This is a genomic window from Streptomyces sp. NPDC046197 (assembly GCF_040646295.1).
In the GTDB taxonomy this organism is placed as follows: domain Bacteria; phylum Actinomycetota; class Actinomycetes; order Streptomycetales; family Streptomycetaceae; genus Streptomyces.
In genome coordinates this window covers 1-19,407 of sequence record NZ_JBEYZY010000001.1, presented here as the reverse complement: position 1 = coordinate 19,407, position 19,407 = coordinate 1, and the positions used below count along the sequence as shown (strand labels likewise).

At 70.6% G+C, this 19,407-nt stretch carries 16 protein-coding genes, 2 tRNA genes and 1 pseudogene; 12 read left to right on the top strand and 7 right to left on the bottom strand.

Going from position 1 to position 19,407, the window contains the following annotated elements:
* Positions 1–248: 248 nt before the first annotated feature.
* Positions 249–755, bottom strand: a complete 507-nt coding sequence (locus tag AB0A61_RS00095) for an SSI family serine proteinase inhibitor (RefSeq protein WP_361283570.1) — start codon at positions 753–755, stop codon at positions 249–251.
* A 170-nt stretch (positions 756–925) separates the two neighbouring features.
* Between AB0A61_RS00095 and AB0A61_RS00090 the strand changes: the two genes are divergently transcribed.
* Together AB0A61_RS00090 and AB0A61_RS00085 are read left to right on the top strand one after the other, a co-directional pair.
* Positions 926–1,016 (top strand) — tRNA-Ser (locus AB0A61_RS00090).
* Positions 1,017–1,219: 203 nt separating this feature from the next.
* Positions 1,220–1,292, top strand: a tRNA-Arg gene (locus AB0A61_RS00085).
* 109 nt (positions 1,293–1,401) lie between these two features.
* Here AB0A61_RS00085 and AB0A61_RS00080 read toward each other — a convergent pair.
* Positions 1,402–2,034 (bottom strand): annotated as a pseudogene (locus tag AB0A61_RS00080) (site-specific integrase); the annotation flags it as partial.
* Positions 2,035–2,129: 95 nt separating this feature from the next.
* On the opposite strand from AB0A61_RS00080, the gene AB0A61_RS00075 reads away from it, so the two are divergent.
* Positions 2,130–2,387 (top strand): hypothetical protein, encoded by a 258-nt coding sequence (locus AB0A61_RS00075; RefSeq protein WP_361285013.1) that lies wholly within the window; start codon positions 2,130–2,132, stop codon positions 2,385–2,387.
* 276 nt (positions 2,388–2,663) lie between these two features.
* On the opposite strand, the gene AB0A61_RS00070 is transcribed toward AB0A61_RS00075, so the two are convergent.
* Together AB0A61_RS00070 and AB0A61_RS00065 are read right to left on the bottom strand one after the other, a co-directional pair.
* Positions 2,664–2,861, bottom strand: coding sequence for a hypothetical protein (locus AB0A61_RS00070; RefSeq protein WP_361283567.1), 198 nt, complete (start codon positions 2,859–2,861; stop codon positions 2,664–2,666).
* 164 nt (positions 2,862–3,025) lie between these two features.
* Entirely contained in the window at positions 3,026–3,760 is a 735-nt protein-coding gene (locus AB0A61_RS00065; RefSeq protein WP_361283564.1) for a hypothetical protein, read from the bottom strand.
* Between the two features lie 325 nt (positions 3,761–4,085).
* Between AB0A61_RS00065 and AB0A61_RS00060 the strand changes: the two genes are divergently transcribed.
* Complete coding sequence (locus AB0A61_RS00060) at positions 4,086–4,307, top strand: hypothetical protein (RefSeq protein ID WP_361283561.1); 222 nt, start codon at positions 4,086–4,088, stop codon at positions 4,305–4,307.
* Positions 4,308–4,628: 321 nt separating this feature from the next.
* On the opposite strand, the gene AB0A61_RS00055 is transcribed toward AB0A61_RS00060, so the two are convergent.
* Together AB0A61_RS00055 and AB0A61_RS00050 are read right to left on the bottom strand one after the other, a co-directional pair.
* A complete protein-coding gene (locus AB0A61_RS00055; protein WP_361283558.1) occupies positions 4,629–5,870 on the bottom strand; it encodes a hypothetical protein in 1,242 nt (413 codons plus the stop codon).
* A 267-nt stretch (positions 5,871–6,137) separates the two neighbouring features.
* Positions 6,138–7,766 carry a hypothetical protein gene (locus tag AB0A61_RS00050; protein WP_361283555.1) on the bottom strand — a complete coding sequence of 543 codons (1,629 nt, stop codon included), beginning with the start codon at positions 7,764–7,766 and terminating at the stop codon, positions 6,138–6,140.
* 259 nt (positions 7,767–8,025) lie between these two features.
* Here AB0A61_RS00050 and AB0A61_RS00045 point away from each other — a divergent pair, with 259 nt between their 5' ends.
* From AB0A61_RS00045 to AB0A61_RS00010, 8 genes are all read left to right on the top strand, one after another.
* Positions 8,026–8,898 (top strand): DUF2797 domain-containing protein, encoded by an 873-nt coding sequence (locus AB0A61_RS00045; RefSeq protein ID WP_361283552.1) that lies wholly within the window; start codon positions 8,026–8,028, stop codon positions 8,896–8,898.
* 159 nt (positions 8,899–9,057) lie between these two features.
* A complete protein-coding gene (locus tag AB0A61_RS00040) occupies positions 9,058–9,939 on the top strand; it encodes an amidohydrolase family protein (RefSeq protein WP_361283549.1) in 882 nt (293 codons plus the stop codon).
* A gap of 199 nt (positions 9,940–10,138) precedes the next feature.
* The gene (locus AB0A61_RS00035; RefSeq protein WP_361283546.1) at positions 10,139–10,879 is read left to right on the top strand and encodes a response regulator transcription factor; all 741 of its coding nucleotides are present in this window, start codon (positions 10,139–10,141) and stop codon (positions 10,877–10,879) included.
* A complete protein-coding gene (locus AB0A61_RS00030) occupies positions 10,876–12,492 on the top strand; it encodes a HAMP domain-containing sensor histidine kinase (RefSeq protein ID WP_361283543.1) in 1,617 nt (538 codons plus the stop codon). Before AB0A61_RS00035 ends, AB0A61_RS00030 begins: the two co-directional genes overlap by 4 nt.
* Positions 12,493–12,506: 14 nt before the next feature.
* Positions 12,507–13,964 carry a glycosyltransferase gene (locus AB0A61_RS00025; RefSeq protein ID WP_361283540.1) on the top strand — a complete coding sequence of 486 codons (1,458 nt, stop codon included), beginning with the start codon at positions 12,507–12,509 and terminating at the stop codon, positions 13,962–13,964.
* 2 nt (positions 13,965–13,966) lie between these two features.
* The gene (locus AB0A61_RS00020; protein WP_361283537.1) at positions 13,967–16,276 is read left to right on the top strand and encodes a glycosyltransferase family 39 protein; all 2,310 of its coding nucleotides are present in this window, start codon (positions 13,967–13,969) and stop codon (positions 16,274–16,276) included.
* A gap of 45 nt (positions 16,277–16,321) precedes the next feature.
* Entirely contained in the window at positions 16,322–17,809 is a 1,488-nt protein-coding gene (locus AB0A61_RS00015; RefSeq protein WP_361283534.1) for an MFS transporter, read from the top strand.
* Positions 17,810–17,975: 166 nt separating this feature from the next.
* A complete protein-coding gene (locus AB0A61_RS00010) occupies positions 17,976–18,779 on the top strand; it encodes a TetR/AcrR family transcriptional regulator (protein ID WP_361283531.1) in 804 nt (267 codons plus the stop codon).
* Between the two features lie 47 nt (positions 18,780–18,826).
* Here the strand turns inward: AB0A61_RS00010 and AB0A61_RS00005 are convergent, their stop codons facing one another.
* The gene (locus AB0A61_RS00005) at positions 18,827–19,303 is read right to left on the bottom strand and encodes a PPOX class F420-dependent oxidoreductase (RefSeq protein ID WP_361283528.1); all 477 of its coding nucleotides are present in this window, start codon (positions 19,301–19,303) and stop codon (positions 18,827–18,829) included.
* Between the last annotated feature and the right edge of the window lie 104 nt (positions 19,304–19,407).

Below are 19,407 nucleotides of genomic sequence, written 5' to 3'. Positions count from 1 at the left end.
GAGGGAGTCTATGCGCAGAGGTTGCGCTCGCGACGCCGGATGAGAGGGAGGTCGCACGGTGAAGTGAGGGGGGACCTGTGACCGCCCCGCCCACCTTTCGCTTTCGCTTCCCCAGACCTTCGCGGCACTTTTACGGAGGCCCCGCTTCCGCGACACGGAGCCGACGAGCGGGGGGTTGTTCACCCGTGAGGGGGTGGGGGCGTACGTATGGACGTCAGCGGGGGGCGGGGTGGCGGCGGGCGGGCGGATCACGAACCCAGGTCGGGCAGCAGCGGCACAAGCCGGTTCCAGCGGTCGATCCGGCAGCCGTCGCGGCGGTCGTACGTCGCGTCGACGGGACGCCCTGCCCAGCTGCCGGTGACACGGGCGGTGGCAGGACCGCCGTACAGCGTGGTGCAGGCGCTGTCCGCCGGAACGGGCGCGAAGACGTCCCGTCCCCAGCGCGTGCTCCGCTCGAGCACGCCGCAGGCACCGCGCGGGTCGGGATGGCTGCCGCCGGCGGGATGGCAGTACAGCTCGTACGTCCCGTCCCTGCCGCCGCCCGCGTCGCGCACGGTGACCGTGAGGTGGTCGCCCGCCCGGTCCTCGTCGCGGACCGGTGGGGGCGCGGCCACGGAGGCGGTGGCGGGCACGACGGGGAGCGAGGCGAGGGCGGCGGCGAAGGCGCCCAGAAGGAGCCACCGGGGGGTGGGAGAGGACGCGGAGGAGGGGGAGGACGCGGAGGAGGGGGAGCTGAATGAGCCGGCCTGCACCATGCCGGGACTAACGCGGCACGCCCCGGGATGTTGCGCCCCGCCACCACGACGACAAGGGCTTTGCCCTGCGACCCGCCTGCCTAGTACCGTGGGGGGCGATTGGTGACACGACGCTCGACTGTGTCATCATCTGCACGCACCACTCGCGCGCTCGCGGGAGCGGTTGTGCTGGAGGCGTCGCCTAGTCCGGTCTATGGCGCCGCACTGCTAATGCGGTTTGGGCCTTAAAGCCCATCGAGGGTTCAAATCCCTCCGCCTCCGCGCGTGATCACCGAAGCCCCGGTCAACCCGACCGGGGCTTCGCCGTTGCACGCCTCCCGGACATATGCCTCAGGATGGCATTTCCCCAGGTCACAAGGGGTATGCGGAACGGATTTCACATGACGGCGGCAGTCATGTAATGTTCTTCCTGTCGCCGCGAGCGGGCCGGAAGGGCCGGGAGCGAAGACAAAAAAACAGAACAAGCACTCGTAGCTTAACGGATAGAGCATCTGACTACGGATCAGAAGGTTGCAGGTTCGAATCCTGCCGAGTGCGCACAGGCCAGAGGCCCCGGATCACTCCGGGGCCTCTGGCATTTCGGGGCCGTACAGCAACGAAGTACAGCAACGGTTGATGTCAGCGGTTGATGTGAGCCGGTTCCCGTACCGGTGCCGCCCATCGCAGCGGACAGCCTGCCGAGCGCGGCCCGCACCTCTTCCTCGCTCGCTTCGGCGTAGCCCTCCATCGTCATGGCGATCTGCGAGTGCCGCAGGATCCGCTGTGCCGCCTTAATGGCCGTTCCGTACTTCGTGGTGAAGACCAGGCCCGGGGTGTACTGCCACAGTTCCCCGGCCGCCTTCTGGTCTCCGATCCGCTGAGCGCGACGCATGCGGAGCGCCTTGAGGCAGAACTCGGGGAGGGGAAGGTAGTCGTCGGACTCATCCGTCTTGGTCTCCCGGTGGAGGATCTGGCGGCCTGCCCGCTGGATCTGGTGGTCCACGTACAGCTCGCCAGTCTCGAAGTCGATCGACTTCCAGGTGAGCCCGAGTACTTCGCCCCGCCGCAGCCCCAGGCAGAGCACCAGCACCCAGGCCGCGAACAGAGGATCTTCGCGGGCGAGGGAATCGGCGAGGAAGCGCCCCGCTTCGACCACGGACCACGGCTTGATCCGGCGGCGACGAGGCTTGGGGACCTTGACCAAAGAGGCCACGTTCCTGCTGATCTCCTCCTCGGTCACGGTGTGGGTGAGAGCGGCGCGAAGGGCATCGCGTGCGGCCTGGACCACCCCTCGGGATGGGAGCTGGGGAGAGCGGTGGGCTGAGCAGGCGGGGAGCCCGGAAAGCGGGAGTTTCGTTGCGCGGACCGCTCGCTCACAGCGGCGGACATAGGCGCGTGCACACTCACCAGCGGCGGCCAGCGGACTTCTGCTTCCAGTGCGGCGGCGAGCATCCGCCCGGCGCCTTCCCGGGCGATCTCGTCGATCAGGAAGCCGGTAGCGGTGGAGCCGTCGTCGTTGACTACGCCGAAGCCGCCCTGCTCGGCGGGGGCTCGATGGAGCTGCGGTACAGCAGCGAAGTACAGCAACCACCGCAACCGCAGTCAGTCATCACCGACCGCGGGTACGCGGACGACCGGCCGAGCAGCCCGTAGTTCGCATTACGGCGGCACGGCCGCAAGTGGGCTCTGCGTAGACGGACGACGGCAAGCCGCACGAGGAGCGACAGTTGAAGCACAGAGCCTGCCGCGCGGTCCACCCGGTGCTCGCCGTGCCAGATGCAGGGGTCAGCAGCGGTCAACAAGGGTGGTCGGCGGGTACGTCCGTGACCGCAAGCTCGGCCGGCGAAGCGGCAGGTCACTGGCGCGGCTCCCCAGCCTCTCTCCCAAAGCGGTGGCGGGCGTGGCAGCCTCCTCCCCGAGGCCGTGGCTTCAGATACCGCCCTCTGCCGGCACACGAAACACCGGGCCTCGGGCACCCAGCAGCCCGGGCACGGGCTGCCACAGGTCTGCCCCGTTCACCCGCTCCCACTCCGCGGTCGCCCGGGACTGCGCCCACTGGGCCACGGCCACCGGAACCAGCATGAGGGGCGGCATCAGCTGATGCGATGCCAGGCCGATGAGTATCATCCAGCAGACCGCTCCACCCACGAATCCGGCCGTGCGCCGTAGCGACAGCCGCTGCGCCACGTCCTGGCCGGCGTGCGGTTGTTCTTCGGCGCTGTCGATCCGCGCGGCATGCTCATACGTGCGGCGAAGCCGGGCGGGTCACGCTTGCCGCGTCGACTGTGAGTTCAGTGCGCGGGGGCCGATTCCGGTGCGGTGGCGGGCTCGTGCACGCGCTGGACGTCCGCCTTGGTCACCGCCAAGTAGGAGACCACCAGCATGATCAGGGCAAGGAGGACCAGCGCCACCGGCCCGTCGCCGAGGCCGAGGCCTCCGACGGAGCGGGGCTTGGCGAGGCCGTCGGCGACCGACGCGCCGAGCGGACGGGTGATCACGTAGGCGGCCCAGAAGCAGAACACCGGATTCCAGCGCAGCCGGCGGTACCCCACCGCCGGAATGAGGATCAGCACCGCGAACACGGATGCGGAGGTGAAGTAGCCCAGGTGCAGGGTGAAGGCGGTGAAGTCGCCCAGCGCGGTGCCCATGGCGAAGGTGGCGACCACTGTCGCCCAGTAGAACGCCTCACGGCGCGGGGAGTCGATGGTGTGGATCGACAGGGTGCCCTCGGTACGCCGCCACAGCCAGAACACGGCCAGCAGCAGCACCGCGTACAGCAGACTGGAAGTGGTGTAGGACACGCCGAGGGCCACGTGCATCACGTCGGCGGCCATCGTCCCGAAGATGCCGACCATGGCGACGGCGAACCAGTACGTCCACGCCCGGTAGCGAGCCTGGCGGAACTGGACGACAAGCGCGACGAGGAAGGCGACGAATCCGAGCACCACGGCGAGCTGGGGCACCATGGCCTGGACGAGGTAGTCCGAGGCCCCTTCCCCCAGCGCCGTCGACAACCCCTTTGCCATCCAGAAGGCGGTGACGATTCCGGGAACGCGAACCGCGCCTCGGAATACGCCTGCGGCAGTGCTGCCCGAACGGGCATGACGAGCAATCGAAGTCACCCGGCGACCCTACGGATCCGAGGCCGCACTTGTCTACACGCTTGTAGACGGCCTAGCGTGACGCGGACGGGAGGCGCGCCCCCTCCGTCGGTCAGCGAAGGAGAACTGCGGTCGAGTTTCGCCTCACGACATCTCGAATCCCCAGGTCAGCGGCTTGAGACGGTTGTTCTCCTTTGGATCTGTGCCGACGGCCACAGCGAACCGGATGCGCGTAGGCTCATACTGAGTCATGACAAAGCCTCCTGCACCGAAGCGTCATCTGCCCACCAGCCCCTTCAAGGCCCCGGTCGCACCGGCTCCCAAGCACTTCGCCATGGGTGACCAGGTCACACATGACGTCTACGGCCTCGGCCGGGTGATCGGCATCGAGGACGGAATCGCGGCGCTCGTGGATTTCGGCTCGGCGAAAATGCGGATCTTGAGCCCGTACGCCAAGATGACCAAGCTGTAGGACCGCTGTGCCCGGTCACGGCACACCGGGCCCCTTCAGGGACCTGTAACGAAAGAGAGACCTCTCATCGATCCGACCTCGCTGTTCTCCGCTCTGGAAGAGCAACCCCGCCGCTCCGCTGCAACGTCGCCGCCTCCGGCGACAAACCCCTTCCAGGCCCCGGACTTCGGGGAAGCCGAGACCTTCCTGCCCGACGATGCACAGGAGCCCGCCTCGGGCATGCGTGCGGCACGACCCAAGGCGGCTTAGCTCCACGAGCGACGGTCGCTTCGACAACTGACCGCGGTCGTCGCCGGTACCGCGGTGTGGCGCGCGGCCGTCTCAGCTCCCGTCTGATTCAGCCCCGTCCACCGTCGTTCGGACGAGCCCGTGTGCCGGGTCCTTCGGCCCGATGACCTTCTTGAGGAGGTCCTCACAGCTGAAGCCGGGGTTCCAGGAGTCGTCGTGGTTGAGCATGCGGTCGATGAAGGGGGTGTCGTCCGCGACGTCGTGGGTGGGCTCGTACTGGCAGAACTCCTGGTCGACAACGTCTTTGGAGTCGGCGGTCAGCAGGACTCCGTTGGAGGACAGGACGGTCTCCGAGGTGCCGTCGTCGTCGAGCACGTAGCCGACGAAGGTGTAGTGACCGTCGTGCTCGACGTTCAGATGCGGGAATTTTGGGTCCTGCTGAATGCCCTCCTGCGTGACCAGGGCCGGGACACCGTTGAGAGTGATCACCTGGGCGGGCAGCCACATGCGGTCGTCGGACTGCTTGAGCAATGACCATGTCATCAGAACGGCAACCGGGAGAAGGGTGTACGTAGCCGCTCCCCACAGACGCCAGGGGCTACGGGCGGGCGCAGCCGGCGTCTGAGCCTGGTCCGGGGCGCCGATGCCGGCCGTGGTGCCGGCCGTGGTGCTGTCCGTGGTGCCGGCCGTTGTGCCGTCCAGGCTCGGTCGTCGGGACGCGGACCGGCGTCGCCAGGCACGGACAGCCGGCGCGCGGCCGACATACAGCACCGCGAGCCAGGCGTAGATCCTGAAGAGGTCGACGGGCTGACAGGTCCACCTGTTGTCGGCGTCGTAGAACTCCTCCAGGTAGGCGGTACTGATGAACGCCGCGAAGGTGCCTGCCAGCAGCCAGAGGGCCGGGCGGCGGTGGTTCCAGATGACGCGGCGGAGCCAGGAGCGGGGAGGGGATTCCGGGCGTTCGAGGAGGAGGCGCACCAGGAGGAACGCCGTCACAGCCCCGCCGATCACACCGATGAAGCGGATGAAGGTGTCCAGCACCAGAGCGCTCACGTTCAGCGTGCCGAGCAGTTCCAGCATGGTCGTACGGTCGCCGTGAGCGATCAGATAGATCCGTATGCCGGCGATGAGTGTGGGCAGCAGGCCGAGGAAGAAGAACAGGTACTCGGTGAGGCCGGCTTCGCCCTGCCCCGGATCGCCTCCCGCTAAGTGGTCCGGCCCGTCACCCGGGTCGGGCTGCGCGTCCGGGTCCGGCTGCGGATCCGTGCCTGGTGTGGTGTCCGTATCGGCTGTTGTGGCGGCAGACGTACCGCCGCCGGGCTCCCCGCTCGTCACGCCTGGCCCCTCTTCTTCTGTCCAGTTGTGCGCAGACGCCAACGTAGTGGGGGCGCGGTTGGTGCGGCCAGGTGCCGCCCCCGGCCTAGCGCCCGGCGGCCCGCACCGCTGGTGACCCGCCGTATTTGTCGCTCCCTCAACAACTTGCGCGCGGGACGGCACCCATTTCCATGGAATGAGGAGAAACGCCTGACCATTGCACGCGGCTCTGCCATTGCGCACGGTCAGCCGGGCGGGGCGAGCCGCGCTGGGCCCGCCCCGTCCGCTTCAGCTTCCGTTCCTGTTGTCGCGGCGGCGGCGCACCGTCACCAGAACGCTTCCCAACCCGACGGCTGCGGCTGCCGCTCCCGCGAGCAGGGGAGTGGCCGAGGCACCTGTGTGCGCCATCGAGCCGCCCGGTGTGTCGGAGGTGTCGGCTCCGCCCGGGGCCGACGGCGAACCGCCGGACGTGCCCGCGGAGGCGGTGGGCGATGCCGAGGCGGTGGGCGACGCGGAGGCGGAGGCGTCGGGCGACGGGCTGGGGCTGCCGGACGGCTCCCCTGCGACGATCTCCACCTTCACCGGCGCCGTGTTGTTCGAGGCGTTGGGGTCGACGGAGCCCTCGGGTGCGACGAGCCGCACCGTTCCCTGCGCGCCGGTGACCAACTTGTCGATGCGTACCCGCAGGGCCGACCAGGGCGCGTTCTGGGTGCAGCGGACGGTCTTGCCGTTCTCCGCGTACCGGCAGTAGTCGACCTCCGGATCGTCCGTCGGTGTCGGCGGGACCAGCGTGACGCCTTCCGGGAGGCTGACCTCCAGGAGCTTCACCCGCTGCTCCGGCTTGTCGGGGCCGAGGTTCTTCGCCATGGGGACATCCACCGTCACCGGCTCACCGACCTTGCCGCGCAGGGTGATGCCGTCGACCGTCCAGTCCGCCTCCCACTGCCCGGCGGAGACGAATGCCATGGTGCCCGTGTCGTTCTGCACGGTGTCGATGCCGACCGGCTTCAGGCCGAGCACGCGGCCGTTGCCCCTCTGGCCCTCCTGGTCCGCCTTGGACGGGCCGGACCCGGACTCGGGCGGGTTGCCCATCGGCCGGACGGAGTAGCTGTAGCTGCCCCTGACCCGGCAGCAGGGATCCGTCGCCCCCCGGAAGGCGCCGTCCGTCTCGAACGCCGCTCCCGGCGGAAGATCACCGGAGAACCGGCACTGGGCGGTCTTGCCGTCCGGTGAGTAGAAGCAGTTGCTGTATCGCTCCCCCGTGAAGGTGCCTGCGGACAGGGACACCGCGAGCACGAACCCGTCGGGCACCTGCACCTGGCCCTTGTTGCCGAAGGCGGGCGTGATCGCGGGCAGGGAGCCGCGCTCGGACTCGGGGATGGTGTACGGCGCGTGCCGGGCCGTCCGCAGTTCCGGTTTGCCGACGAAGACCCGTCGGGTGTGCTCCACCGTGCCGGCGTTGGCGCTGGTGATCCGCTCCTGGACCCGGCCGGCCTCACCGACCGGGACGCCCTTGACCGAGTGCAGGACGAAGGGGTCGATGTAGGTCTGCTGGTAGAAGTCCTCGGTGGTGCAGGTGACGACCCAGTTCGCGCGGGTGCAGTTCCTGCCCACCCCGTCGATCGTCACTTTGCCTTCGAGGGACGACAGGTCGTAGACCGCCTTGACGTCCTTGGCGAAGAGCTCGTCCCGGCCTGGGGGGTTCTCGGCGTAGAGGACGGTTTCGTACCTGTTGGCCTGCTCGACCTTGCCCTCCGGGGCGAGGAAGTAGAACTCCTGGGGGTTGTACTGCCTGAGCTTCGGCCATGTGCCGGAGGCGCCCTGGGTGCCGGCCCCGGCCGTGCCCGCCCCCGCGGCACCGGCGGCTGCGATCAGCAGCGTGGCCGCAGCGGTGATGAGCGTCCCTCTTAAACGCATTCTTCGCGTCCCCTCGTGGTCTTCGGGATGGACCCGTGTCACGCGACATGTCTCCCGACATGTATGAGGACCGGTGAGAGGCGCCGGACGTTGTACACCCGGCCTTCGATTTTGCGGTCGCCTTCCGTCATGACCTTCATGAACTTCGTGACATCCATGACCTCCATGAGGGCGGACCAGACAGCGATGAGGGCCTACGGCCGTGAGAGCTCGTTCGGGGCGGGGCCCGATGTCAGTGGTGGCCTCTAGATTGGAGGCGATGGCACAGGCGTGGAAGTGCGCGGGGCTGCGGTGGTCGGCGGACGGCCCCTCGTTGCTGTGGAAGGGCGGCCGTTCGAGCGGGCTGCCCCGGGGGAAGCGGGTGGCCTTCGAGGTCGCTGAAGGGGGAGTGCGGACATGCGTGGGGGCACGGGGGTACGGGTGTCCGGTGCGGGCGGTCGTGCCGGGGCGGAGTACGGGGGCACGGTGCGAGGAGTGCGCGCGGCTGGACCGGGCGCACTCCGTGGCCGCCGACACGATCGCGGACGACCCGCGGCCGTACCACGTATATCTGGCGTGGTTCGGGCCCGGCATGGTCAAGGCGGGGATCACCGCGCTCGACCGGGGCCCGGCGCGGCTGCTTGAGCAGGGCGCCGTCTGCTTCAGCTGGCTCGGCGCCGGGCCACTGATGGCCGCGCGGCGTACGGAGGAGCTGCTGCGCGCCGCGCTCCGGGTACCCGACCGGATCCCGTACCCGGACAAGCGGGCCGTGCGGTCGGCGTTGCCGCCGACGCCCGGGGAGCGGGCGGCCGAGATCGAGGAGCTGCACGGGCGGGCCCACGGACTCGCAGGGTGGCCGGAGTCCCTGGAACGGGAGCCGTTTCGGCCCGTCGATCACGCGGGGGTGTTCGGGTTGGACGGCGTTCCGGCCGCCCTGGGCGAGGTGGGCGAGCTCGTCGCCGGGGGCGTGGTGAGCGGTGAACTGGTCGCGGCCGCCGGGCCGGATCTGCACCTGGCGACCGAGGGCGGGGTCGTGGTGCTGGACACGCGGCTGATGACGGGGTGGGAGCTGCGACCCACCGAGCGGCGCGCATTCACCATGCCGGTAAGGGTGTTCAGGGAGGTGGCCGAAGTGCAGGACGGGCTGTTCTGAGGAGGCGCGGGTGGATGGACAGGGCTGGATCCGCGAGGGATCCCTGTGGGTCAGGAGGGTCAGGAGGTGGGCCCGGAAGCTGGACGCGATGGGCCACCGGGAGCGATCGTGGTCGACATGAGCGATCAACGTCATGCACCCGGGTTTGAGGGCGCGCCCATGACCAACGAGGCAGGCGAGGTCCGGCGGTTCTGGGAGCGGCTCGGGCTGCCCGGGCTTGTCGACGTCCACACCCACTTCATGCCCGATCGGGTGCTGCGGAAGGTCTGGGACTACTTCGACGGGCTGGGCCCGCTCACCGGCGGTGTCGCGTGGCCCATCACCTACCGGGAGGAGGAGGACCGGCGGATCGCGCGGCTGCGGGAGTTCGGGGTGCGCGCCTTCACCGCGATGCTCTATCCGCACAAGCCCGGCATGGCGCGATGGCTCAACGGCTGGGCGGTCGACTTCGCCCGCCGCACACCCGACTGCCTGCACACCTCCACCCTGTTCCCCGAGCCGGGCGTCGAGACCTACGTCCAGGAGGCCGTCGATGCGGGTGCCCGGGTCTTCAAGGCGCACGTCCAGGTGGGTGCCTACGACCCCACGGACCAACTCCTCGATCCGGCCTGGGGACTGCTCGCGGACGCCGGTGTGCCCGTCGTGATCCACTGCGGTTCCGGACCGGCACCCGGCAAGCACACCGGGCCCGAGCCGATCGCGCGGGTGCTGGCCCGGCATCCACGGCTGCGGCTGGTGATCGCGCACCTCGGGATGCCGGAGTACGAGGACTTCATCGATCTCGCCGAGCGGTACCAGGAGGTGCGGCTGGACACGACCATGGCGTTCACCGACTTCAGCGAGCGGTTCGCCCCGCTCCCCCGGCGTGCCCTGCCCCGGCTGGCCGACCTGGGTGAACGGGTGCTGCTCGGCTCGGACTTCCCCAACATCCCGTATCCCTACGTCCACCAGCTGGACGCCCTGGACCGCCTCGGTCTCGGCGACGACTGGCTGCGGGCGGTCTGTCACGACAACGGAGCGCGGCTGTTCGGCCTGCACTGAGACTGCACTGCAGCCTCCCGGCCGTGCGGCCGGACGGACGCGAGGTCTTCCCGCCGTGCGGCCGGACGGACTTGCCGCGGCCGGGCCGTCCGGCGGCAGCCCTTTCCCAGGTGTTCCCTGAGAGGAACCTGTGGGTTTCTCAGACAAATCACAGACGGGTGAAAGGGCACTCTCAGAGGACGCCGACAAGGTGTCCACCATGACCACGACCTCGCCCCAGGGGCGCACCGAACTGCTCAGGCCGGACGGGAGCCCCGTCCGGGTGCTTGTGGTGGACGACGAGCTGTCGATCACCGAACTGCTGTCCATGGCCCTGCGTTACGAGGGCTGGCAGATACGCAGCGCGGGTGACGGGCAGGGTGCGATACAGAACGCGCGCGAGTTCCGGCCGGACGCCGTCGTCCTCGACATGATGCTGCCCGACATGGACGGCCTCGCCGTCCTGGGGCGGCTGCGCCGCGAACTGCCCGACGTGCCCGTCCTCTTCCTCACCGCGAAGGACGCGGTCGAGGACAGGATCGCCGGTCTCACCGCCGGGGGCGACGACTACGTCACCAAGCCGTTCAGCCTGGAGGAGGTCGTCGCGCGGCTGCGCGGCCTGATCCGCCGCTCCGGCGCGGCCGACCGCCGCTCCGACTCCGTCCTCGTCGTCGGCGACCTCACCCTCGACGAGGACAGCCACGAGGTGTCGCGGGCCGGGGAGAACATCCACCTCACCGCCACCGAGTTCGAGCTGCTGCGCTTCCTGATGCGCAATCCCCGGCGCGTGCTGAGCAAGGCGCAGATCCTGGACCGGGTGTGGTCCTACGACTTCGGCGGGCAGGCCAACGTCGTCGAGCTGTACATCTCCTATCTGCGGCGGAAGATCGACGCCGGCCGTGAGCCGATGATCCACACCCGGCGCGGGGCGGGTTATCTGATCAAGCCAGCGACGTCATGAGCGGACGAGGGCCGCGACCGCGGAGACGGCGAGCGGGACAGCCGCGCACTCTGCGGACCCGGCTCGTCGTCGCGTCCGTGGCGCTGATCGCCGTGGTGTGCGCGGTCATCGGCACCGTGACGACGCTGGCGCTGCGGTCGTACCTGTACGACCAGCTGGACGGCCGGCTGAAAGAGGTGGCGGCGCGGGCGTCCGGAGGTTTGCGGCCGCCCGACGGGCACGAGGAAGAAGTGGTGCTGCCCCAGCGGCGGGGCCGTGCCGTCAATCTGTCCGACTTCGTCACCCACGCCCCGCAGCCGGAGTACACGATCGCGGCGAGGGTCGAGAACGGCTCCGTCACCGAGGCCGAGGTCGGCAGGAAGGCGAAGGACGACAACGACGTCCCGCAGATGGACGCCAAGCCGCTCAACGGCGCGCAGATCGCTGCCCTCGGCTCCGTCCCCCAGGACGGTGACAAGCACACCGTGGACATCCCCGCCCTGAGCGGCTACCGCGTCCAGTACGTGACCGGTCCCAACGGCACCTACTACGTGGCGGTCCCGACCTCCGAGGTCGACGGCACCGTTGGCACCCTGATCCTCGTCGAGATCAGCGTCACCGCCGCCGGCCTCATCGCCGCCTCCCTCGCGGGCGCCGCGATCGTCGGGGTCGCCCTGCGCCCGCTGCGCAAGGTCGCCGCCACCGCCACCCGCGTCTCCGAACTGCCCCTGCACAGCGGAGAGGTGAACCTCAGCGAGCGCGTACCCGGGTCCGAGACGGACCCGCACACCGAGGTCGGCCAGGTCGGCGCCGCCCTGAACCGGATGCTCGACCACATCCACGGCGCGCTGCTCGCCCGGCAGCAGAGCGAGACGCGGGTACGGCAGTTCGTCGCGGATGCCAGCCATGAGCTGAGAACACCCCTGGCCTCCATTCGCGGGTACGCCGAACTGACCCGGCGCGGACGGGAACAGGTCGGACCCGACACCCGGCACGCCCTCGGCCGTATCGAGTCCGAGGCCGGCCGGATGACCCTCCTCGTCGAGGACCTGCTGCTGCTCGCCCGGCTGGACGCCGGCCGGCCGCTGCAGTTCGAGCACACCGATCTCGTACCGCTCGTCGTGGACACCATCAGCGACGCCCGCGCGGCCGGGCCGGACCACGTCTGGCGGCTCGACCTGCCCGACGCGCCGGCCCTCGTCTCCGCGGACGCGGCCCGTCTGCAGCAGGTGCTGGTGAACCTGCTGGCGAACGCGCGCACCCACACCCCGCCCGGTACGACGGTCACCGCGCGGGTGCAACGGCGCGGGCCGTGGCTGTGCGTGGACGTGGCGGACGACGGCCAGGGCATCCCGCCCGAGCTGCTGCCGCACGTCTTCGAACGGTTCGCGCGCGGTGACTCCGCGCGCTCCCGCTCCACCGGCTCGACCGGTCTGGGGCTCGCCATCGTGCAGGCCGTCGTAGCCGCGCACGGCGGTGCCGTGACCGTCGACAGCGTTCCCGGACGGACCGTGTTCACCGTGCACCTGCCTGCCCTCACGCCCGTCGTGCCGCGGCCGGCGTCCGAAGCGGACCGGCAGCCGTACTCACAGGGGCGGCACAGCCTCACCACATGGGTGCGACAGGGCACTTGAGTTGAGTCGGTGCCATGCGAACCGACTCTTCTCCCGGCACCCTGCCGGCGCGGGAGCATCTCCCGGCCACAGACGCCGGTACGCCTGTCCTGGACGTAGTGATCCCCGTCTACAACGAGGAGAAGGACCTCCGGCCCTGTGTGCTCCGCCTGCACGAGCACCTCAAGCGCACCTTCCCGTACGCGTTCCGCATCACGATCGCGGACAACGCGTCCACGGACACCACTGAGCAGGTGGCCGCGTGGCTGGATGCGGAGATCGCCGAGGTCAGGGCCTTCCGGCTGGAGCAGAAGGGCCGCGGCCGGGCGCTGCGGACCGTCTGGTCCGCCTCGGAGGCCCCGATCCTCGCCTACATGGACGTCGATCTGTCCACCGACCTCAACGCACTGCTGCCGCTGGTGGCGCCGCTGATCTCCGGCCACTCCGACCTGGCGATCGGCTCCCGGCTCGCCCGCAGCTCCCGGGTGGTGCGCGGCGCCAAGCGCGAGTTCATCTCCCGCTCGTACAACCTGATCCTGCGGGGCTCGCTGCAGGCCCGTTTCTCCGACGCGCAGTGCGGATTCAAGGCGATCCGGCGTGACGTCGCCCAGGTGCTGCTGCCGCTGGTCGAGGACACCGGCTGGTTCTTCGACACCGAGATGCTGGTGCTGGCCGAGCGGGCCGGGCTGCGCATCCACGAAGTGCCGGTCGACTGGGTCGACGACCCCGACTCGACGGTGCACATCGTGCGGACGGCGACCGACGACCTCAAGGGGGTGTGGCGGGTGGGCAGGGCGCTGGCCACCGGTTCGCTGCCGCTGGACCGGCTGGCCCGCCCCTTCGGCGACGATCCGCGCGACCGCGACCTCACCAACGTCCCCAAGGGCCTGGCCCGCCAGCTCGTCGGCTTCTGCGTCGTCGGCGTCCTGTCGACCCTCTTCTATCTGCTGCTCTACGGAGTCTTCAGGCAGTTCTCCGGTTCCCAGGTCGCCAACGCGCTCGCCCTGCTGGTGGCGGCCGTCGCCAACACCACGGCCAACCGCCGTCTGACCTTCGGCGTGCGCGGCCGCGGCGGGGCCGTCCGCCACCAGGCGCAGGGCCTGCTCGTGTTCGGCGTCGGCCTGGCACTGACCAGCGGTTCGCTGGCCGCGCTGGACGCGGCGACCAGCGACCCGGCGCACTCCACGGAGCTCGCCGTCCTGGTGGCCGCCAACCTCGCGGCGACCGTACTGCGCTTCCTGCTCTTCCGGGCCTGGGTCTTCCCGGACCGGCGCGAGCCCGACCCGGCGACGACCGTGGCCACGGCCTTCACGGTTTCCACAGCCGTTTCCACAGCCTCCGCGGCCTCCATGCGCACCCCGGCGCCCCGCTCCGCGTACGCGCCGTACGACTCCACCCCGTTCCGCGCCGGTGAGGCCGCGGACGGCACCTGGGGGGACGCCACCCTGCACCTGCAGCCGGTGCGTCCGAACGACACCGATCCGAGGGACTGACGATGACGACCGACCACGACCGCACGAGTGGCCCGGCGGGTGCGGGGCCGTCCTCCTGGGGCCCGCCCCCGGCCGCGCCGCCGACGGCTGCTCCGGCGAGGCAGCCCTTCGCGCGCCGCCTGTGGCGCGGCCGGCCCGAGGACCCGCGCTGGGCGCGCCCCGCGTTCCTCGGCCTGCTGCTGGCCACCGGCCTGCTCTACCTCTACGACCTGAGCGCCTCCGGCTACGCCAACTCCTTCTACTCGGCGGCCGTGCAGGCGGGCAGCAAGTCCTGGAAGGCGTTCTTCTTCGGCTCCCTCGACGCGGGCAACTCCATCACCGTGGACAAGCCGCCGGCCTCGCTGTGGCCGATGGCCCTGTCGGTGCGCGTCTTCGGCCTCGGCTCGTGGGCGATCCTCGTACCCGAGGCCGTCATGGGCGTCCTGACGGTCGCCGTGGTCCACGCGGCCGTGCGCCGCCGCTTCAGCCCCGCCGCCGGACTGATCGCGGGCGCGGTGCTCGCGCTCACCCCGGTCGCGGCGCTGATGTTCCGGTTCAACAACCCCGACGCGCTGCTCGCACTGCTGATGGCGCTCACGGTCCACTTCGTGCTCCGGGGCCTGGAGGACGGGCGTACCAAGTGGCTGGTGTGGGCGGGGGTCGCGGTCGGCTTCGCGTTCCTGACGAAGACCCTGCAGGCCTTCCTGATCCTTCCGGCCCTGGCTCTCGTCTACGGGGTCTGCGCGCCGGTGAAGCCGAGGAAGCGGCTGGCGCAGCTGGCGCTCGCGACCGTGGCGCTGGTCGTGTCCGGCGGCTGGTGGGTCGCGATCGTCGAGCTGTGGCCCGCCTCCTCCCGTCCGTACATCGGCGGTTCGCAGAACAACAGCTTCCTGGAGCTGACCTTCGGCTACAACGGCCTCGGCCGCATCAACGGCGACGAGACGGGGAGCGTCGGTGGCGGCGGAGGAGGAGGTGGCGGTGCCGGTGCCGGTGGCAACGGCGGCCGGTGGGGTACGACCGGCTGGGACCGGATGTTCAGCTCGGAGATCGGCAGCCAGGTCTCCTGGTTGCTTCCGGCCGCGCTCATCCTGCTGGTCGCCGGACTCGTACTCACCCGCCGGGCCAAGCGCACCGACCCGGCCCGCGGTGCCTTCCTGGCCTGGGGCGGCTCGCTGCTGATGACCGCGGTCGTCTTCAGCTACATGGCGGGCATCTTCCACCAGTACTACACAGTGGCCCTCGCCCCCTGCATCGCCGCCCTCGTCGGCATGGGCGCGACCGTCCTGTGGGAGGAGCGCTCGAAGACGTGGGCGTCGCTCACCCTGGCCGGCGCGGTGACGGCGACCGCGGCCTGGGGCTACGTCCTGCTCAACCGGGTGCCGGACTACCTGCCCTGGCTGAAGTGGCTGGTGCTGATCGGCGGCCTGGCGGCCGCACTCGGCCTGATCTTCGCGGCCCGGCTGGGCCGGCAGCTCGCGCTTGCCGCGGTCGCCGTGGGCCTCGTGGCCTCGCTGGCCGGTCCGGCGGCGTACACGCTGAGCACGGTGAACTCCGCGCACACCGGCTCCATCCCGACGGCCGGGCCCCGGGGCGCGAGCATGATGGGCTTCGGCGGCCGGGGCGGTGGCTTCGGCGGCGTCATGAGGGGCGGCTTCGGCGGCGGCATGCCCGGCCAGAACGGCCAGAACGGCCAGAACGGCCGGAACGGCCAGATGGGCCGGAACGGCCCGAACGGCCAGGGCCAGGGCGCGCCGGGCAACGGCAACGGCAACGGCTTCCCTGGCGGCATCGGCGGCGGCACCGGCGGTTTCCCCGGCGGCGGCATGCCGGGCCAGGGCCCGCAGAACGGCGGCGGCACCGCCCAGGGCCGGAACGGCGGCGGCTTCCCCGGCCGCGGCCGGATGGGCGAGGGCGGCCGCCATGGCGCCGGGGGCGGCATGGGCGGTCTGCTGGACGGCGCCCGCGTCAGCTCCGCGGCCAAGAAGCTGCTGGAGAAGGACGCGTCCCGGTACACCTGGGTCGCCGCGTCCATCGGCTCGCAGAACGCGGCCAGTTACCAGCTCGCCACCGGCGACCCGGTGATGGCCATCGGTGGCTTCAACGGCACCGACCCGTCCCCGACGGCGGCCCAGTTCCAGAAGTACGTGGCGCAGGGCGAGGTCCACTACTTCATCTCCGGCGGCGGAATGGGCGGCATGGGCGGCATGGGCGGCATGGGCGGCGGCAATGGCACCGCCTCACAGATCACCTCGTGGGTCGAGAAGAACTTCAAGAAGGTCACGGCCGGTGCGGCCACCTTCTACGACCTCACGCAGAGGACGAGCAGCAGCTGACGGCGTCCTGTACACCGTATAGGCGATCCCTGTACGGTGTACAGCATGTCCCTCACCTCTCAGCGGCAGCCCCCTGCCCAGGCCCAGGCCGGCCATCCCCGGCGCTGGCTGATCCTCGGTGTCATCTGCCTGGCACAGCTCACCGTGCTGCTCGACAACACCGTCCTGAACGTCGCCATCCCCTCGCTCACCCGCGAACTGGACGCGACCACCGCCGACGTCCAGTGGATGATCAACGCGTACTCGCTCGTGCAGTCCGGTCTGCTGCTCACGGCGGGCAGCGCCGCCGACCGCTACGGCCGCAAGAAGATGCTGGTGGCGGGGCTGACCCTGTTCGGCGCCGGATCGCTGGCCGCCGGACTGGCGGACTCCACCGCCCAGCTGATCGCGGCCCGCGCGGGCATGGGCATCGGCGGCGCGCTGCTGCTGACCACCACCCTTGCCGTGGCGATGCAGATCTTCACGCCGGACGAGCAGCCGAAGGCGATCGGCATCTGGAGCGCCGTGAACGCGCTGGGCTTCGCCGCCGGCCCGTTGATCGGCGGCCTGATGCTGAACCACTTCTGGTGGGGCGCGATCTTCCTGATCAACCTGCCGGTCGCGGCACTGGGTCTGGCCGCGGTGGTGGTCCTGGTGCCGGAGTCGAAGCAGCCGCAGGGCGGCCGTCCCGACCTGCTCGGCGCCCTGCTCTCCACGATCGGCATGGCCTCGCTGGTCTACGCGATCATCTCGGGCCCCGTGCACGGCTGGACCTCGGCGAGGGTGCTGCTCCCGGCGGCGGTCGCGGTCCTTGTCCTGGCGGGGTTCGCGTACTACGAGAGCCGGATCCCGTATCCCATGCTCGACACGCACTTCTTCCGCAACCGTCGCTTCACGGGTGCGGTCACGGGTGCGGTGCTGATCACCTTCGGCATGGGCGGGGCGCTCTTCCTGCTCACCCAGCACCTGCAGTTCGTCCTCGGATACGGCCCGTTGGAGGCCGGAGTGCGCACCGCGCCGCTCGCCCTGTCGGTCGTGGTGCTGAACTTCTCCGGCGTCGCGGCCAAGTGGACGGCGCGGCTCGGGACGCCGGTGTCGATCGCGCTCGGCATGGTGCTGATGTCGGCGGGCCTCGTGTCGATCGCGACGCTCGCCTCCGGCGGATACGGCGGCACGCTGTTCGGGCTGGTGCTCATCGGTGTGGGCTGTGCGGTCGCCAACCCCGCCATGGCGCACGCCGTCATGAGCGCCATTCCACCGGCGAAGGCGGGGGTCGGCGCGGGCGTCAACGGAACGCTCGCGGAGTTCGGCAACGGGCTGGGGGTTGCCGTGCTGGGGGCGGTCCTCAACTCGCGGTTCGCGGCGGTGTCCCTGCCGGTGGCCCTGGCGGAGGCCGGCTCGGCCGCGGAGCGGCGGCAGGTCACCCACGCGTTCTCCTCCGGCCTGGAAACCGCTCAGTCGGTGGGGGCGGCGGCCGTGCTGCTCGGGGGCTTGCTGGCCGCCGCGTTGCTGCGCAGGGCGGAACGGGCAGACTCGGGGCAGGCGGGAGTCTGACGACAGCGCCCGGGGGCGCGGCAGGCCGGGTCCTGGTGCGACTGCGGATCCGTCTCCGTCGTGGCTGATCGCCCCCTGCGGCGGAGCCGCGCACGGGTGCGGTCCCGCGCCTCCTGAGGGGCGCTTAGCATGACCGGCACTGAAAAATGATCTGGGAAGGTGCGCCATGGTGAAGGCAGCCCAAGGGGCCAAGGGCGCGGCGCGGACCAGCGTCTGGCTGGAGGGCAAGGCGCGCCGGGGCGGGCGGGGCGGCGGGCAGCCGTCCGGGCTCGACCGGGAGCGGATCACCGAGGTCACGGTCCGCCTGCTGGACGCCGAGGGGCTGGCCAAGTTCTCCATGCGCCGGCTCGCCGCCGAGCTGAACGTCACGGCCATGTCCGTCTACTGGTACGTCGACACCAAGGACGACCTGCTCGAACTCGCCCTGGACGCGGCCTTCGGCGAGCTGCGGCTGCCCGAGCCGGACCGCGACGAGGACTGGCGCGACCAGTTGCGCCGACTCGCCACCGAATACCGGGCACTGCTGGTGCGCCACCCCTGGCTGTCACCGCTGGCCGGGACCTTTCTCAACATCGGCCCGAACTCGATGGCGTTCTCGGGCACGGTGCAGCGCGTCATCCGCCGGACCGGACTGCCCGAGCACGGCCTGACCGGCGCGATCTCCGCGGTGTTCCAGTTCGTGTACGGCTACGGCACGATCGAGGGGCACTTCATCGCGCGCTGCGCCGACGCGGGCATGGCCCCGGACGACTACTTCCAGCACGCCATGAGTGCGGCGACCCGGGCTCCGGACGCCGCCGAGGTGCTCCAGGAGTCCGCCAGCCTCATGGCGGCCCGCGGCGGCGACACGGTCCAGGAGATGCTGGACCGCGACTTCACCTTCGCCCTGGAGCTGCTGGTGGCGGGGATCGAGTCCATGGTGCAGCAGGCCGGGACGGGGAACGCCCCTCGGGCTTCCGAGGCCCCTTGAGGGGCGCGACCTCTCAGCCGTCCCAGGCCTCGACGGGTGCGGACCCCTCAGCCTTCCTGGTCCTGCACCAGTCGTGCGGGGAAGCCGCCCGTGGCCACCGGCCCCCAGCGCTCCGGTGTGATCCGGATGACCGACTTGCCCTGCCTGACCATGGCCGCGCGGTACTCGTCCCAGTCGGGGTGCTCGCCGGCGATGTTCCGGTAGTACTCCACGAGCGGCTCAACGGAGTCGGGGCAGTCGACGACCTCGGCCGTGCCGTCGATCTGCACCCACGGCCCGTTCCAGTCGTCGCTCAGCACGACCACGCTCACGCGTGGCTCCCGCCTGGCGTTGCGTGTCTTGGCCCGCTCCGGGTACGTCGAGACCACGATCCGTCCCGAGTCGTCGACCCCACAGGCCAGCGGCGAGGCCTGCGGGCCGCCGTCGGCCCGCCGGGTCAGCATCAGGGCGCGGTGGCGGGGCCGTACGAAGTCCAGCAGCTCATCGAGCGATACCCGTGTGTTGGTCGCGATGTCCGGTGCCATGTCAGCAGCCTAGAAGACTCATGAAGATCTTGGGGTTCTGGCCCCGCCGCGTGAGCGGCGGGGCCAGACTCTTTGTTGTGGTGATGGGGGAATGGGCCGGGGAG